The organism is Halegenticoccus tardaugens (assembly GCF_004116405.1).
Taxonomy (GTDB): domain Archaea; phylum Halobacteriota; class Halobacteria; order Halobacteriales; family Haloferacaceae; genus Halegenticoccus; species Halegenticoccus tardaugens.
The window spans coordinates 171274-186072 of the sequence record NZ_SDIC01000001.1 but is presented as its reverse complement, the minus strand read 5'-3'; the positions used below and the strand labels follow the sequence as shown (position 1 = coordinate 186072).

Annotated in this window: 17 protein-coding genes; 8 read left to right on the top strand and 9 right to left on the bottom strand. The window is 69.2% G+C overall.

The genetic code is table 11. The features are described from left to right. Nucleotides 1–39: 39 nt before the first annotated feature. The 4 genes from C3L37_RS00990 to C3L37_RS24060 all read right to left on the bottom strand — a co-directional run bounded on the left by C3L37_RS00990 (nt 40) and on the right by C3L37_RS24060 (nt 2454). The gene (locus tag C3L37_RS00990; protein ID WP_129112755.1) at nt 40–1089 is read right to left on the bottom strand and encodes a hypothetical protein; all 1050 of its coding nucleotides are present in this window, start codon (nt 1087–1089) and stop codon (nt 40–42) included. Between the two features lie 184 nt (nt 1090–1273). Continuing rightward, nucleotides 1274–1477, bottom strand: a complete 204-nt coding sequence (locus C3L37_RS00985; protein WP_129112754.1) for a hypothetical protein — start codon at nt 1475–1477, stop codon at nt 1274–1276. A gap of 149 nt (nt 1478–1626) precedes the next feature. Beyond that, the gene (locus C3L37_RS00980; protein WP_129112753.1) at nt 1627–1962 is read right to left on the bottom strand and encodes a hypothetical protein; all 336 of its coding nucleotides are present in this window, start codon (nt 1960–1962) and stop codon (nt 1627–1629) included. 330 nt (nt 1963–2292) lie between these two features. Further along, nucleotides 2293–2454, bottom strand: coding sequence for a hypothetical protein (locus C3L37_RS24060; protein WP_164974627.1), 162 nt, complete (start codon nt 2452–2454; stop codon nt 2293–2295). Nucleotides 2455–2640: 186 nt separating this feature from the next. Between C3L37_RS24060 and C3L37_RS00975 the strand changes: the two genes are divergently transcribed. The 3 genes from C3L37_RS00975 (at nt 2641) to C3L37_RS00965 (ending at nt 6352) form a co-directional block, all read left to right on the top strand. Then, complete coding sequence (locus C3L37_RS00975; protein WP_129112752.1) at nt 2641–4488, top strand: L-aspartate oxidase; 1848 nt, start codon at nt 2641–2643, stop codon at nt 4486–4488. A gap of 92 nt (nt 4489–4580) precedes the next feature. Next, on the top strand, nt 4581–5588 hold the full coding sequence (locus C3L37_RS00970; RefSeq protein ID WP_129112751.1) for an ABC transporter ATP-binding protein: 1008 nt from the start codon (nt 4581–4583) through the stop codon (nt 5586–5588). After that, nucleotides 5585–6352 (top strand): ABC transporter permease, encoded by a 768-nt coding sequence (locus C3L37_RS00965; protein WP_129112750.1) that lies wholly within the window; start codon nt 5585–5587, stop codon nt 6350–6352. Before C3L37_RS00970 ends, C3L37_RS00965 begins: the two co-directional genes overlap by 4 nt. Nucleotides 6353–6382: 30 nt before the next feature. Here the strand turns inward: C3L37_RS00965 and C3L37_RS00960 are convergent, their stop codons facing one another. Together C3L37_RS00960 and C3L37_RS00955 are read right to left on the bottom strand one after the other, a co-directional pair. Further along, nucleotides 6383–6937, bottom strand: coding sequence for a metal-dependent hydrolase (locus C3L37_RS00960; protein ID WP_129112749.1), 555 nt, complete (start codon nt 6935–6937; stop codon nt 6383–6385). 52 nt (nt 6938–6989) lie between these two features. Then, a complete protein-coding gene (locus C3L37_RS00955) occupies nt 6990–7187 on the bottom strand; it encodes a DUF7501 family protein (protein WP_129112748.1) in 198 nt (65 codons plus the stop codon). A 358-nt stretch (nt 7188–7545) separates the two neighbouring features. Between C3L37_RS00955 and C3L37_RS00950 the strand changes: the two genes are divergently transcribed. The 4 genes from C3L37_RS00950 to C3L37_RS00935 all read left to right on the top strand — a co-directional run bounded on the left by C3L37_RS00950 (nt 7546) and on the right by C3L37_RS00935 (nt 11753). After that, the gene (locus tag C3L37_RS00950; protein WP_129112747.1) at nt 7546–8508 is read left to right on the top strand and encodes a transcription initiation factor IIB; all 963 of its coding nucleotides are present in this window, start codon (nt 7546–7548) and stop codon (nt 8506–8508) included. A gap of 303 nt (nt 8509–8811) precedes the next feature. Beyond that, on the top strand, nt 8812–10167 hold the full coding sequence (locus C3L37_RS00945) for an MmgE/PrpD family protein (protein ID WP_129112746.1): 1356 nt from the start codon (nt 8812–8814) through the stop codon (nt 10165–10167). A 147-nt stretch (nt 10168–10314) separates the two neighbouring features. After that, nucleotides 10315–10821, top strand: a complete 507-nt coding sequence (locus C3L37_RS00940; RefSeq protein ID WP_129112745.1) for an HPP family protein — start codon at nt 10315–10317, stop codon at nt 10819–10821. 107 nt (nt 10822–10928) lie between these two features. Then, nucleotides 10929–11753: a phosphosulfolactate synthase gene (locus C3L37_RS00935; RefSeq protein WP_129112744.1), complete on the top strand. Its 825-nt coding sequence runs from the start codon at nt 10929–10931 to the stop codon at nt 11751–11753. Between the two features lie 22 nt (nt 11754–11775). On the opposite strand, the gene C3L37_RS00930 is transcribed toward C3L37_RS00935, so the two are convergent. After that, entirely contained in the window at nt 11776–12105 is a 330-nt protein-coding gene (locus C3L37_RS00930; RefSeq protein ID WP_129112743.1) for a hypothetical protein, read from the bottom strand. 287 nt (nt 12106–12392) lie between these two features. Here C3L37_RS00930 and C3L37_RS00925 point away from each other — a divergent pair, with 287 nt between their 5' ends. Beyond that, complete coding sequence (locus C3L37_RS00925; RefSeq protein ID WP_129113376.1) at nt 12393–13625, top strand: MFS transporter; 1233 nt, start codon at nt 12393–12395, stop codon at nt 13623–13625. Between the two features lie 239 nt (nt 13626–13864). Here C3L37_RS00925 and C3L37_RS00920 read toward each other — a convergent pair whose 3' ends face one another. Then, nucleotides 13865–14446 (bottom strand): conditioned medium-induced protein 4, encoded by a 582-nt coding sequence (locus tag C3L37_RS00920; RefSeq protein ID WP_129112742.1) that lies wholly within the window; start codon nt 14444–14446, stop codon nt 13865–13867. Nucleotides 14447–14590: 144 nt separating this feature from the next. Then, nucleotides 14591–14740 (bottom strand): rubrerythrin-like domain-containing protein, encoded by a 150-nt coding sequence (locus C3L37_RS00915; RefSeq protein WP_228546070.1) that lies wholly within the window; start codon nt 14738–14740, stop codon nt 14591–14593. Nucleotides 14741–14799: the final 59 nt, after the last annotated feature.

The window sequence follows — 14799 nt, the reverse complement described above, 5'->3', positions numbered from 1 at the left end:
GTCACCGCGAAGGTGGAACGACCGAACGGCGTTCGCCGCTCAGTCGTCCGACTCGTGTCGCATGCGGCACGTCGCGGCGTGCGGATTCGCCGCCCTCGAATCGCCGCCCTCGCCGGTCGCAACGGCCGCCTCGACGATCTGTCGCTCCGTGAAGTACCCGGGCGGGAGTTCGATCCGGGTCGTTCCGCTGATCTCCTCGCCGTCGTCGAGCCCGTAGACGTACTCCTCCTCGTTGTACACCGTACCCAGCGCGTCGTCGACCTCGATCGTCAACACCTCGAGCAGCACCTCGTCGTACGAGCCGACGACCTCGACCGTCGTGCAGTCGACGAACGCGAGGTTCGACGGGTCGGCCGGGTGCGCGCCCCCGTCCTCGTCAGCAGCCTCGCCGTCGACGTCCTCGGTGCCTCCCTCGTCGCCGCCAGCGCCGCCGCCTCCGAAGGACGCGGGGTCGACCTCCTCGCCGTCGAGGTAGGCGGTCGTCCCGCCGTCGACGTCGAGCGCCGAGAGGTCGCCCGTGAACAGGTACGCGTCGGCCACCCCGTCGGCGACGCCGCGCGCGCTCCCGTCGGACACCTCGGCGTCGGGGTCGATGCGGGCGGTCTCCACCGGCGCGTCGCCGGTCCGGCCGGTCGGCACGACGTCGCCCGTCGTCTCGATCCGGTAGGCGACGCCGCCCGAATCGCCGGCGTCGACGACGAGGTGGCGCGATCCGCCGCCCAGGTCCGCGGGCGTCGCCCGCTTGCCGTTTACGAACGCCGTCACGCCCTCGTCCGCGCCGAAGAGCGTCACGTTCCCGTCGACGGCGTACTCGGCGTTGCCGCCCGCGATCGCGCCGCGAACCCGGCTCACCGACTCGCCGTTCACCGAGGTCGTCGAGACCTCCTGCTGTGCGCTTCCGCCGGTCGACACCGACTCGTCGACCGACCCGTCCACGACGAACTCGTACCGTTTGACCCGCCCGCCGCCGCCGCGGACGACCAACCGCGAGGCGGAATCGCGCGCGGCCCCCACGCCGCCGATCGTCGCGCCGAACAGTGCCACTCCGCCCGCGATGAACCGCCGTCGGTAAATGGACGAATTATTCATTGGGTGCCTCACGTACGGGATAGATTGTGCCGATTAAGCAGATAAATCTTATTCACAGAAATTCACTGGTCGATTTCATCGACATTCGTCAAATCGGTTTAGTCAGACGGGGCGACCGAACGGCGGCGTTCGTGTCAACCGTTCAATCGTACGTTGGGCGGCCGGAAACGACCCGTTACGCGGCCTATCGACCGCGGAAACGGGCCGCCGCGACGATCGTCGCGCCGACCAGCACCCCGGCGGCGAACGCCGGGTGCGAGAGGAGGACGACGACCGCGAGCGGCGAGAGCGTGAGCGCCGCGATGACCGCGAGCGACGGCGCTGGCCGCCGCGTCGGCGGCGGGTAAACGGATCGGCTGACGTCGGATCTGCGCGGATTTCGTCTCATCGGTAGTGTGAATCGTGGTGTGGGATGGTGTGGAGTGGTGTGAGGCGGTGTGGCGTGGTGTGGAGCGGAGCGGTCGGGGTAGTCTCCGGGTGCGGTTCGCCGGATCCGTTCGGAGACCGCGGCTGCGGGTCGACGGCGATCGCGGGGCGTCAGCGTCGACCGTCGTCGATCGACTCGATCGTCGCGGCCGCTCGCTTGACGCCGAAGCCGTCGGCGAGTTGCTCCGCGACGGCCGCCTCGTCGACGCTCGCCGCCGACCGTCGATCCGAGCCGTCGGCCGGACGGATCGTGACGGTCGCGGTGACGTCGACCGTGAGGTCGTTCAGCCCCGGGCGGAGGCCGTGGACGTCGAGGTCGCGGACGCGGATCACGCCCTCGACCCTTCGAATGCGCTCCGTGACGCCCTCGCGGAGGTCGCCGGGGGCGTGTCTCGATACGAACACCGTGAGTTCCGCCCGGGCGGTTACGTCGGGTGGTTTTTGCATCGACATGAGGCTCCCGTCGCGATTCGAACGCTGACGCGCCGTCGGCGCGCCGCCGGGGACGAGGTCCCGCGGGAGCGATCGGCCGAGTGCGAGGCGGCGTCTTCGCCCGCGGAGGACGGAGACGCCGCTCGCGGCGGTCCGACTTCGGGCGCGGTCGCGCGCTCGACACCACCCATGCGCGGTGGTCGAGGGTGGTGCCGGGGGCGGACCGCTCGCTCTGCCGTGAGTGACGCGGCGGGAGAAGGGACGCACCCGCCCTCGATCGCCGGACTCCCGTCTTCCCGGTCGGAGTCGGAAAGGGAGCGTCCGGCCGCCGCGTCGTCTCCTGGGTTACGCGGCGACGAGGTCGGACGTGGTGCGCGGACGAATCACGGCCGCACCGAACCGACCGCCGTCCCGCTTCGCGCAGGATCCGGCGGAGCCGTACCGGCGGACGTCGCCCTCGCCGGTGGCGCGGGCGATCGGCCGGACGGTGTGGTTCGGAACGGTCATGGGTTCGCCTCGTGCGCGAGTGTCACGCGCACGACGTACTCGATTCATATTTCGGACGACACTTAAATGTTGTTTAGGTGTGCGCCTCCTTGTCACGAATACCGCGCGGTGAATCTCACGCGCGCGCACGCTCGAAGCCCCTTAGGCCCGCTCGTCCCCGAGGTTACACCGAGGACTGCTTCCCAAATGCCCGTTCTACAGATCGAGCCGTCCGAGACGGACGGCACGGAGACGCCGGAGTACGAGGAGGTCTCGATTCCCGTTCTCGTCGTCGGCGCCGGCGCCGCAGGCGCGCGGACGGCCATCGAACTGGCCGAAAACGGGGTCGACTGCCTCGTCGTCGGCAAACGCGACCACGGCGACGCGCACACGACGTGGGCCGCGGGCGGGATCAACGCCGCCCTCGGCAGCCTCGATCCCGAGGACGACTGGACGGTTCACGCCGCCGACACGCACCGGGAGGGTCACTCCGTCAACGATCCGGACGCGGTCGAACTCGTGGCGCGGAACGCGCCCGCGCGGGTCCGCGAACTCGACGAATGGGGCACCGGGTTCGACCGGACCGAGGACGGGAAGATCGACCAGCGCTACTTCGGCGCGCAGTCGTTTCGCCGGACCTGCTTCGTCGGCGATCGGACCGGCGAGGCGATCCTCTCGGCGCTCGTCGATCGCGCGCGGGAACTCGAAATCCCCTACCGCGAGAACGTGATGGTCACCCGCCTCCTGTCCGACGACGGGCGGGTCTACGGGGCCGCCGGGTACGACATGAGCGACGGGAGCTTCGTCCTGTTCCGGGCCGCCCGCGTCGTCGTCGCCGCGGGCGGGTACTCGGCGCTGTACAACCGGCACACCTCCGAGGCGGACGAGAACACGGGCGACGGTCCCGCGCTCGCGTACGACGCCGGCGCGAACCTGCTCGACGCGGAGTTCGTGCAGTTCCACCCGACGGGCACGGTCGCCCGGGACGCGTGGGACGACGACTGGGAGGGCCAGCTCGTGACCGAGGCCGTCCGGGGCGAGGGCGGCCGGTTGTACAACGCCGCGGTCGACGAACCCGACGCGGATGGAGCGCCGGACGACCCGCGCGCCCGCCTGGGTGACCGCTTCATGGAGCGCTACTCGCCGACGCAGATGGAACTGGACGCCCGCGACGTCGTCGCTCGCGCCATCGCGCGGGAGATCCGCGAGGGACGCGGCACCGAGCGCGGCGGGGTGTACCTCGACGTCTCCCACCGCGACCGCGCGTTCATCGAGGCGCGGTTGCCCCGGATGTACGAGCGCTTCGCAGCCCTCGGCGTCGACATCGCCGAGGAACCGATGGAGGTTGCGCCGACCGCCCACTACTCGATGGGCGGCGTCGACGTCGATCCGAGGACGGGCCGAACCGCGGTCGACGGCCTCTACGCCGTCGGCGAGAGCGCGTCCGGACTTCACGGCGCGAACCGCCTCGGCGGCAACTCGCTCGTCGAGACGGTCGTCTTCGGCCAGCTCGTCGGCGACCACCTCGCGGCGACGCTCGACGGCGCGTCGCCCGAACTCCCCGAGGGGATGCGCGCGTTCGCCGAGGGCGAGTTCCGGGCCCTCCTCGCGCTCGAACGCGCCGACGGGGACGTCCGGCCGGCGGAGCTGTTCGGGGCCCTCGGCGACCTGCTCTGGCGGCACGCCGGCATCCTGCGGGACGCCGACGGCCTCGACGCGGGGCTCGGCGCGCTCGACGCCCTCCGCGACCGGGCGGCCGCGCTCCGCGTCGAGGGCGACCGGACGGACCGGGACTTCGAGTTCGCGGTCGACCTGTCGTTCACGTTCGCGGTCGCGGAGGCGATCCTGCGCGCCGCGTCGTTCCGCACCGAGTCGCGCGGCGCGCACCACCGGACCGACTTCCCCGACGAGGACGACGACTGGCGCGTCACCGTCGTCGTCTCCCCCGGCGAGGACGGCCCGGAGCTCCGAACGCGGCCCGTCGGCGAGCCGGGCGAGGCGGTCCGCGCGGCGCTCGACGAGGGGTACGAACTGGAGTACGCCCACCTCGAATAGGGCGGCTCGCCGCGGCGGCCGCCCTGCGACTGTCACTCACTACCATCCGGCGTCGCTGTTCTTAATCCCGTCCGTCCCCGAACTACCGTCGAATGACCGCTGCACTCGAAATACGGGACCTGAGCAAGCGCTACGCGGACGTGCAGGCGCTCGACGGGGTCTCGTTGACCGTCCCCGAGGGCTCCTTCTTCGGCCTTCTCGGCCCGAACGGGGCGGGCAAAACGACGTTCATCAACATTCTCGTCGGACTGGTGAGAAAAAGCGGCGGCGAGGCCCGGGTCTTCGGCGCCGACGTGGAGGCGGACTACCGCGAGGCGCGCGACCGGATCGGTCTCGCGCCCCAGGAGTTCAACGTCGACCGCTTCTTCCCGATCAAGGAGGTGCTGGAGCACAAGGCGGGCTACCACGGAATTCCGGCCGACGAGGCGCGCGAGCGCGCCGACGAGGTGCTGAGGAAGGTCGGCATCTACGACAAGCGGGACACGCGCTTCGACTGGCTCTCCGGCGGGATGAAGCGCCGGTTCATGCTCGCCCGGGCGCTCATCACGGATCCGGACCTCCTGATCCTCGACGAGCCGACCGCCGGGGTCGACGTCCAGCTCCGACGCGACCTGTGGAGTCTCATCACCGAACTCAATGAGGCGGGCACGACCATCCTCCTCACGACGCACTACATCGAGGAGGCCGAGCGGCTCTGCGACGAGGTCGCCATCCTCGATTCGGGACGGATCGTCGAGGTCGCGAGCCCCGACGAACTGATGGATCGCGGGCTCGACCGCATCACGGTCCAGTTCCGCGACCCCCCCGCGACCGTCCCCAAGATCGTTTCGGGTAACGGTCACGTCGAGAACGTCGCGCTCGCCGAGGGCGACCTGGTCGTCACGGCCCGCCGGGGCGGGATCGTCGCGCCGGACCTCGTCCGCGAACTCGACCGCGCGGGCCACGAGATCGTCGACCTCGAAATCTCGCGGACGTCGCTGGAGGAGGTCTTCGTCGAGCTGACGCGCGGCGCGGAATCCGTCGGGGAGCGAGACGAAGAGCGGCCGGTGGGAGACGAGCCCAGAGAGGAGACCGTCGAAGCGGGGGGTGAGGCCGAGTGAGCGCGCTCTCCGTCGGCTTCCGGACGCTCGTCAGACGGGAGATCCTCCGGTTCGTCCGCCGGCCGAAGAACACGTTCGTTCCGCCGCTCATCACGAACGTCCTGTACTTCTCCGTGTTCGGGGTCATCCTCGGCACCCGCATCAGCGACATCAACGGCGTTCCGTACATCCTCTTCATCCTGCCGGGGCTCGTCGTGCTCGGCGCGATCTCGAACGCCTTCGAGAACGCCTCCTTCTCCATCTTCCACGGCCGCTGGAACGAGTACATCCACGAGACGCTCACCTCGCCGCTGTCGTACGCGCAGATGGTGTGGGCCTACACGCTGTCGAGCGCCGTCCGAGGGCTCGTCGTCGGCGCGCTCGTCGCGGTCGTCGGCGCGGTCTTCACGACCGTCGGCGTCGAGAAGCCCTTCTACCTGCTCGCGTTCGCACTCGTCATCACACTGCTCTTCGCCAGCCTCGGCGTCCTCGGCGGCCTCTGGGCCGAGGACTTCGACGACTTGACCATGATGAACCAGTTCATCCTCCGGCCGCTCGTGTTCTTCGGCGGCGTCTTCTACTCGCTCGACGACCTGACGCCGCTTTTGCGGGACGTGTCGCTCCTCAACCCGATGATCTACATGGTCAACGGCGTCCGCTACGGCTTCCTCGGCACCGCGGAGGTCGACCCGAACGTCTCGCTCGCCGTGTTGACCGTCATGACGGCCGCGATCGTCGCGCTGAACGTCGCGCTGTTCGAGCGCGGGTACGGTTTGACCGACTAGCCGCGTTCGTCGCTTCGGGCCGTCGCTCGTCTACTCGCGGCTCGTCTCCGGAGTCAGCCGAGCCGCGCCCGACCGGAGCGCGCGCAGGCCCGGCGATCCGTCGCGGAGCCAGACGCCGGCCGCGACCGCGAACAGCGCGAGTTCGAAAAGGAGGGTCGGCGTCGCCTCCAGCGCGAGGAAGAACTCGACGAAGCTCAGGCCGTGTTCGACCTCGTCCGCCGGGACGACGGGCCACAGGAGGTAGGTGACGTCGCCGATCCGGCCGTCCGCGAGCGGGTAGAGCGAGTCGGCGACGAGGTGCGTGACGTGGCCGCCGGCGAACGCCGCGCCCGCCGCCCGCCGGTCGTACCGCCGTCCGAGCCACAGCGCGAGGGCGACGACGGCGCACGCGACGAAGACCGAGTGGCCGAACGAGCGCCCGGAGGGGAGCACCCCGAACGTCCACGAGAGCGGCTTGTCGATCAGGTCGGGAAACTGCGTGCCGACCGCGAGCGCGGCGAGTCCGTCCGGTCCCACCCCGGTCCGTCGGCGAATCCCGAGCGAGTAGAGGAGGTAGCCGAACGCGACGTGTCCCCACGGAAGCATCGTGCGGCGCTACGGCGACGCCGGGTAAAGTCGCTTCGCAGCGTCCGCGCCGTCACCCGCTCCACTCGCCGCCGATGTCCGACGCGACCATCGCCCGCCACCGCTCGAACCGCTCCGCGCACGACGGCCGCGCCTCGACGTGCGCGATGAACCCCGCGCCCCCGTCCTCCAGCGCCGCCCCGCAGAACGGGCAGCGCTCGGGATCGTTCCAGCGACCCGCCGACGCGACCGAGTTCGTTTGAGTGCTCATGTTCGGATGGACGTATGGTGAACGATCTAATCAATCTTTGGCCTATCGTTGGTTGTGTTGCGATTATATTTTTCATATATTCTTAAATAGGCCGAATAGTGGTTGGCACCGGATTTCATCACCGGCGGACGGCATATCTCGTTGCGTCGCGTACGGACGGATCCTGGCGGGTGAACGCTCCATAAACCGCAGGGAGCGATAGCAAATTCCGCGTTCCGGTTCGGTCCGCCGACGGGTGACCTCCCCTGTGCGGGAGTAGAAAGCAGGAGCACCACCCTCAACGGGCCCGACGACGGAAAGGCGAACCGTCGTCGCCATTCGACACAAAGTTAAGTACAGAGAATCGTCGTATGCTACGATGACAAATTCGTTTCGTGAACGGGAACGAGCCAGCGAAACGGATGCGACGGAGTCCACCGGCGAGCGCGAGCGCACGTGCCCGGAGTGCGGCTCCGACACCCTCGTCCGAAGCGAGGACCTGGGTGAACTACTCTGTGACGACTGCGGCCTCGTCATCGAGGAAGGAAGCATCGATCGCGGTCCCGAGTGGCGGGCGTTCAACCAGCAGGAGCGAGACAGCAAGTCGCGCGTCGGCGCGCCCGTCACCCAGCGGATGCACGACAAGGGGCTGACGACGACGATCGACTGGAAGAACAAGGACGCGTACGGGCGGTCGCTCTCCTCCCAGAAGCGCAGCCAGATGCAGCGGCTGCGCAAGTGGCAGGAGCGCATCCGCACGAAGGACGCCGGCGAGCGCAACCTCCAGTTCGCGCTTTCGGAGATCGACCGCATGGCCAGCGCCCTCGGCGTTCCGCAGTCCGTCCGGGAGGTCGCCTCGGTGATCTACCGCCGGGCGCTGAGCGAGGACCTGATCCGCGGGCGCTCGATCGAGGGCGTCGCCACGAGCGCGCTCTACGCCGCCTGCCGGCAGGAGGGCATCCCCCGCAGCCTCGACGAGGTCGCGGAGGTTTCCCGCGTCTCCCAGAAGGAGATCGGGCGGACCTACCGCTACATCGCGCAGGAACTCAGCCTCGAACTCAAGCCCGTCGACCCCAAGCAGTTCGTCCCGCGCTTCGCCTCGGAACTCGGATTGAGCAAGGAGGCGCAGGCGAAGGCGAACGAGATCGTCGACGTGTCGGCCGAGCAGGGGCTGTTGTCGGGGAAGTCGCCGACGGGGTTTGCGGCGGCGGCGATCTACGCGGCGTCGCTGCTCTGCAACGAGAAGAAGACCCAGCGCGAGGTCGCCGACGTCGCGCAGGTGACCGAGGTCACGATCCGAAACAGGTATCAAGAGCAGATCGAAGCGATGGGGCTGTACTGAGGTCGGAGCCCTCGACCCGGGCGGCGACCGGACCGAATCGGTCCCACCTAAATACCACCTTGCCAGTTCATGGATAAGACGTAGGCGTCCTATCCACGTACGCAACGGTGTCACCGCGCGGGCGGCTTCGCCCGCGACGGTGAGTGCCTCTGAGTGCGACGTCACCGGAGGGGCTCGCCCGGCCTCTCCGGTTCGTCGATCGCGACGAATCGCCGAGGATTTTTCGGACGTATCTCTCGCGACGACTGTCGGTCGATTCGACGCGAGCGTAGCGTTTTGCGTCGCCGCGTCGACCGAACACACATGACGACGACGGCCGAACTCGCGGCGTTCGTCACCGAGACCGAGTACGACGACCTCTCCGAGGAGGTAGTAGACGAGACGAAAAAACGCGTGCTCGACTCGGTCGGCATCGCCCTCGGCGCGGTCGACGCGGAACCGATCGAGGCCGTCCGAGCGACGGTCGAAGAGACGAGCGGCGAAAGCGGGGGCTGTCGGCTCTGGGCGACGGACGGGCGCGCCGCGCCGCCGGGGGCGGCGATGTACAACACGGCGCTCACCCGCTATCTCGACTTCATGGACTCGTTTCTCGCGCCCGGGGAGACGCCCCACCCGAGCGACAACATCGGTGCCGCGATCGCCTGCGCGGAGTACGCCGACGCGTCCGGCCGCGATCTGCTGACCGGGATCGCCATCGCCTACGAGGTGCAGGGCGAACTGGCGTGGAACGCCCCCGTCCGCGACCGCGGCTGGGACCACGTCACCCACACGGTCGTCTCGGCGGCGACGGCGGCGTCGAAGCTCCTCGGTCTCTCCTACGAGGAGACCCGAAACGCCGTCGGCGTCGCCGGCACCGCGCACAACGCGCTCCGCGTCACCCGAACCGAGGGGATCAACGAGTGGAAGGGACTCGCGTCGGCCAACGCCGCCCGAAACGCCGTCTATTCGGCGATGCTCGCGAAGAACGGCGTCGAGGGGCCGGTGAACCTCTTCGAGGGGAAGAAGGGGTGGAAGCAAATCGTCTCGGGCGGGTTCGAGGTGGACCTGGACCCCGGCTGCGAGCGTCTGTTCGACGTGATGACGAAGCGGTACGTCGCGGAGACCTACGCCCAGTCGGCCGTCGAGGGCATCGTCGACCTCGCGGCGCGCGAGGGGATCGACCCGCGGGAGGTCGAGGCGATCCGCCTCCAGACGTTCGCGGGCGCGAAGCTCATCATCGGCGGCGGCGAAGGGAGTCGCTACGTCGTCGAGACGAAGGCGCAGGCCGACCACTCGCTGCCGTACATGCTGTCCGTCGCGCTCATCGATCGGGAGTTGACGAACGACGCGTACGATCCGGAGCGCATCCGCCTCGAAGACGTACAGCGGCTGCTCCAGACGGTCGAGGTCGAGGAGAACCCGACGCTCACGGAACGGTTCGAGGCGGGGGAGATGCCGGCGATCGTCGACATCGAACTCGCCGACGGGACGACCCACCGCGTCGAGAAGAGCGGGTTCAAGGGCCACCCGAGCGACCCGATGTCGTGGGACGACATCGAGGGGAAGTTCCGGACGATGGCCGCCCCGGTCTACGACGCTCCGCGGCAGGACGAGATCGTCGAGGCCGTCCGCTCCCTCGACGAGCGGGACGCGAGCGACCTCACCGCGCTTCTCGACTGAGCGTCTCGCACCGGGACGCGGTAGATTGCGGCGCCGGGGCGCGCTGAGTCGTGAGCGACGAGTCGCGGGCGGTCGCCACGGGGTGCCGCGAACCGTCGGCCGACGAGAAATACAACCTTCTTGAACGCACCGCTCGAACGGCCGAACATGGTGAAGCAGGTCACCGTGACGAGCGCCTACGCGGGATTCCTCCTCAGCGTGCTGGGCGCGATCGCGTGGGCGACGGGGCGGGCGTTCGTCTTCCCGAGCCTCGGGCCGTCGGCGTACCTCCTCGCGTCGGTTCGACGCGGGGAGATCATCTCGGCGCGGTACTTCGTCGGCGGTCACGCCATCGGCGTGGTCGCGGGTCTCGTCTCGTACGCGATCTTCGCCCCCGGGCTCGCCATCACCGGGTCGGTGACGTCGCTCTCGCCTGACCAGCTCCGGCTCGTCGGCAGCGCCGTGACGTCGGTCACGCTCACGACCGCCGGGATGACCTGGACCGAGGCGATCCACCCGCCCGCGTGCGCGACGACGCTCATCGTCTCGCTCGGCATCCTCTCGACGCCGCTCGACGGGGCGATCATCGTGGTCGCGATCGGCGTCCTCTTTTCCGTCCACGTCATCGTGATGCGCTCCGTCGTGCCGGAGCTCGCCCGGCTGACGTATCCGTGACGGCCGAGCGACGTATCCGCGACGATCGGAGGACGTATCCGCGGGGACGACAGTCTCGTGTCACTGACGAATCACTAAGTGCGTCGGCGGCGAACCCACGACCGACCATGGCCGAGCGAGCATTCGATTTCCTGCGCGTCAACGAGCGCGAGGGGAAGCCGAGAGAGAAGGGTATCACGGAGATCAGAGGGCCGTACTACGACCCGATGGGGCCGCGCGAACTGCGCGACGTCCTGGAGACGATGGGCCGGTACGTCGACATCTACAAGTTCTCCGGCGGGTCGTTCGCGCTGATGGACCGCGAGGTGGTCGAGGAACTCATCGGTATCTGCCACGAACACGACGTGCAGGTGTCGACCGGCGGCTTCATCGAACACGTCCTGATCGCAGACCACGACCAGGTCGATCGGTACATCGAGGAGTCGAAGGAGATCGGCTTCGACATCGTCGAGATATCGAGCGGGTTTCTCGCGATCGACACCGAGGATCTCGTCGCGCTGACGGAGCAAGTGACGGAGGCGGGCCTGAAGGCGAAACCCGAGATCAACGTCCAGTTCGGCGCGGGCGGCGCGTCGAGCGTCGAGGAGCTCGAAAGCGAGGCCGCGATCGACCCCGGAAGCGCCATCGAGGAGGCGAAACGGCACCTCGACGCCGGAGCCTACAAGATCATGGTCGAATCCGAGGGGATCACGGAGCGCGTCCGCGAGTGGCGGACCGACGTGGCGTTCGAGATCGCGAACGAGGTCGGGATCGAACACTGCGTGTTCGAGGCAGCCGATCCCGAGGTGTTCGAGTGGTACATCAAGAACTTCGGTCCGAAGGTGAACCTGTTCGTCGACAACTCGCAGATCGTCGAACTGGAGTGCATGCGGTCGGGCCTGTGGGGGAAGAAGAGTTCCTGGGGTCGGATCACGAGCTACACGTCGGAGTAGCCGAGTCGACGGCCGTCGTCCTTCACTTTCGTCCGGGCGGCCCTCCCTTCTCCGGCGTCCTCCTGCGCTCCGGCGTCTGTCGTCGCCACCAGCGGAGCCACTGGACGAGCGGGCGCGTCCACTCCTCGACGTGGACGCGGACGGTCCCGTCGAGCCGCCAGTTCGCGGTCGGCGCGTCCGCCCCCGTCCGCACCGGCACGTCGACCTCCACGTCCTCGAACGTGCACTCGACGACCTCCTCGCGGCGCTCCATCGAGGCGACGACCTCCTCGAAGGCGTCGAGCCACGACTTCACCTCCCCCGTCGCGCTCGCCGATTCCTCGCTCCGCTTCTCCGCGTCTGCGGTCCCCATCTCATCCGAATCCACACGGTTCAGCGACAAATGCTTTGGCCGGCGTTCGCCCGGAGCCGACCGCCGATCCACGCCCGCCCGAGATCTCCGCACCCCCTTCCGCGATAGCGAAGTATTTGGCCCTCTTCGCCGTATCGTCGGGGACGAATGAACAGCAGGCGATCCGACTCCACGCGACGCGCCGGCCGGGGCGATCGGTCCGGGCGACGCACCGCCAGCAGCGCGCGCGAGCCACGGAGGACCGTCGCGGGGAGGTGGCCCGTCGTTTCGTCGAGACGGGTTCGTCGATGACGCGGGGGCGAACCGTCGTCCTCGCGGTCATCGCCAGCACCTTCTTCGTCGGGTTCGGCGGCGGCGTGGTCTTCCCGATCCTCCCGAACCTCGAAGCCACGCTCGGGATCTCGTCCTTCATGGTCGGCCTGATCCTGAGCGCGAACCGGTTCGCGCGGCTGGTGGCGAACGCCCCGGCCGGCGCGCTCGTCGATCGCATCGGCACCCGAACGCCGTTCGTCTCGGGGCTCGCGATCGAGGGCGTGGCGACCCTCGGGTACGTCGTCGCGCTCCGCGCGGCGGCCCCCGAAGCGTGGTTCCTCGTCGCCCGCGTCGCCTGGGGGCTCGGCAGCGCCCTCGTGTTCGCGACGGCGTACACGATCACCGCCGACGTGAGCGACAGCGGCTCGCGGGGGACGAGCATGGGGCTCGTCCGCGCCGGCATCACCTTCGGCTTCCCCGCCGGCCTCGTCCTCGGCGGCGTGGTGAGCGACGTCTACGGCGTGTCGGCGGCGTTCGCCGTCGCCGCCGGGTTCGCCCTCTTCGCCAGCGTCGTCGCGTACTTCGTCGTCCCCGAGACGCACGTCTCGGAGCGCGAGTCGTCCGTCTCCCCGTGGAACGTCGACCGCAGCGTCCCCGCGTTGACGACCGGGCTCGTGAACTTCGGCCTCTTTTTCTCCTACGCGGGCGTGCTGTTCTCGACGCTCGTCGTGTTCCTCCGGGTCCGCGATCTCACGTTCCTCGGCTACACCGCCCAGGGGACCTCCGGCTTCCTCATGGCCGCGACGGTCCTCGCCGGCTCGCTCTTCATGCTGCTCGGCGGCAAGCTGAGCGACGTCCTCGGCGCGCGGATCCCCGTCCTCCTCGGCTTTCTCGGCCTCGCGTCTGCCGGGTTCGTCCTGCTCGTCGTCGCCGACTCGCTCCCCGGGCTGCTCGTCGGCTGCCTGTTCATCGGGGCCGGACAGGGCGGCGTCGGCGGCCCGCTCATGGCGCACCTCGCCGACCTGACGCCCGGCGAGCGGATGGGCCGGGCGACCGGCACGAACAACGTCCTCGGGGACGTCGGCGGCGGCCTCGGACCCCTCGTGGCGCTCCCGCTGGTGGACGCCGTGGGCTTTCCGCCCGTGTACGCGGCGTGCGCCGTGATCCCGTTTCTCGCCGGGATCGTCCTCGTCGGCGGGACGTACCTCCACACCGGGAGCCTCAGCCCGCGGACGGACGAGAGCGTCGACGCGACCGGGGCGGATTGAATCGTCGAACCCCACCGAGTCGCCGCGTTCTCCGGGCGCGAACGGATCGGTCCGCGGTCGTCGCGGATGTCCCGAACTATGGGTGTGCGGAGATTCCGTATAGCGTCATTCAATACACAGTCGCACGGCGCGCGATCGAGTGGCGCGGGCGAAATACGCCGCGACGCCGAAGATCTACCCGTGAGGCGGTCGACGTGAGGACACGCTCCGTCTTTCCTGCAAACCGACCCGCGCGCCCGTCACTCCCGGACCTCGTCCATCGTCCGTCTGTCCCGCCGGAGGCTCGTCCCGAGATCCTCGCCGAGGTCGCCCTCCGCGAGGGCGTTCTCGAACTCCGTCTGGTAGTAGTGGTTCGCGCGCTGGGCCTCGCGGCGCTTCTCGACAGGGTGGCGGTACCGGCGGACGGTCGCCTCGCTCACGCCGAGTTCCCGCGCGCACGCCCCGACCGAGCGCCCGCGATCGAGCAGGCGGGCGAGGTCGTCCACGTCGAAGGCGGCGGGTTCGTCGGCGGCGCGGAACAAGTGGAGGTTGATCCGGGCGCGCGCCACGACCGCCGGGGAGGCGTCGAGCTTCCGCGCGATCTCCGCGTCCGAGTCGTCGGCGTGGTAGCCGCGGACGAGCGCGACGAGCTCGTCGTCCGCGAGGGACGTCCTGAAGCCGAACCGCTCGCGCATCTCGCTGATCAGCGTCGCGATCCGCTCGTCGATCTCGCGCTCGGAGTGGACCGTGCCGCGCGGCGTCTGCTGGCGCTCCGTGAACGTTCGGACCTGCGGTGCAACTCGGAGAAAGATCTCTCTCAACTGAGAGGCGCGTTCGGTCATAATCTTCGAGTGAACATACGCCGCGGAAGGATATCTCGCTGCCGGCTCTCCCGCCGACGCGAGGGACGCGCGCCGGGGCGCGGCGGCGGCTCCCGACGCGGCGTCGGCAGCGGTACCTGACGCCGCGTCCGTTTCGATCCCGCGCTACAGGTTGCGCGCGACGCCGATGTTCCGGAGGCCGCTCCCGCACGCCGGACACGCCCCGGGCGATCGCTCCGCGCGGAGGCGGTAGCCGCAGTCGTCGCACTCGTAGGTGTGCATCCGTCGTTTCACCGGTCGCTCTCCCTCCTCCATGCGAGCGAGTACGTGTCACACACGCATAGCCGTTTCCGTCGAACCGGTCGGCGCGTCGG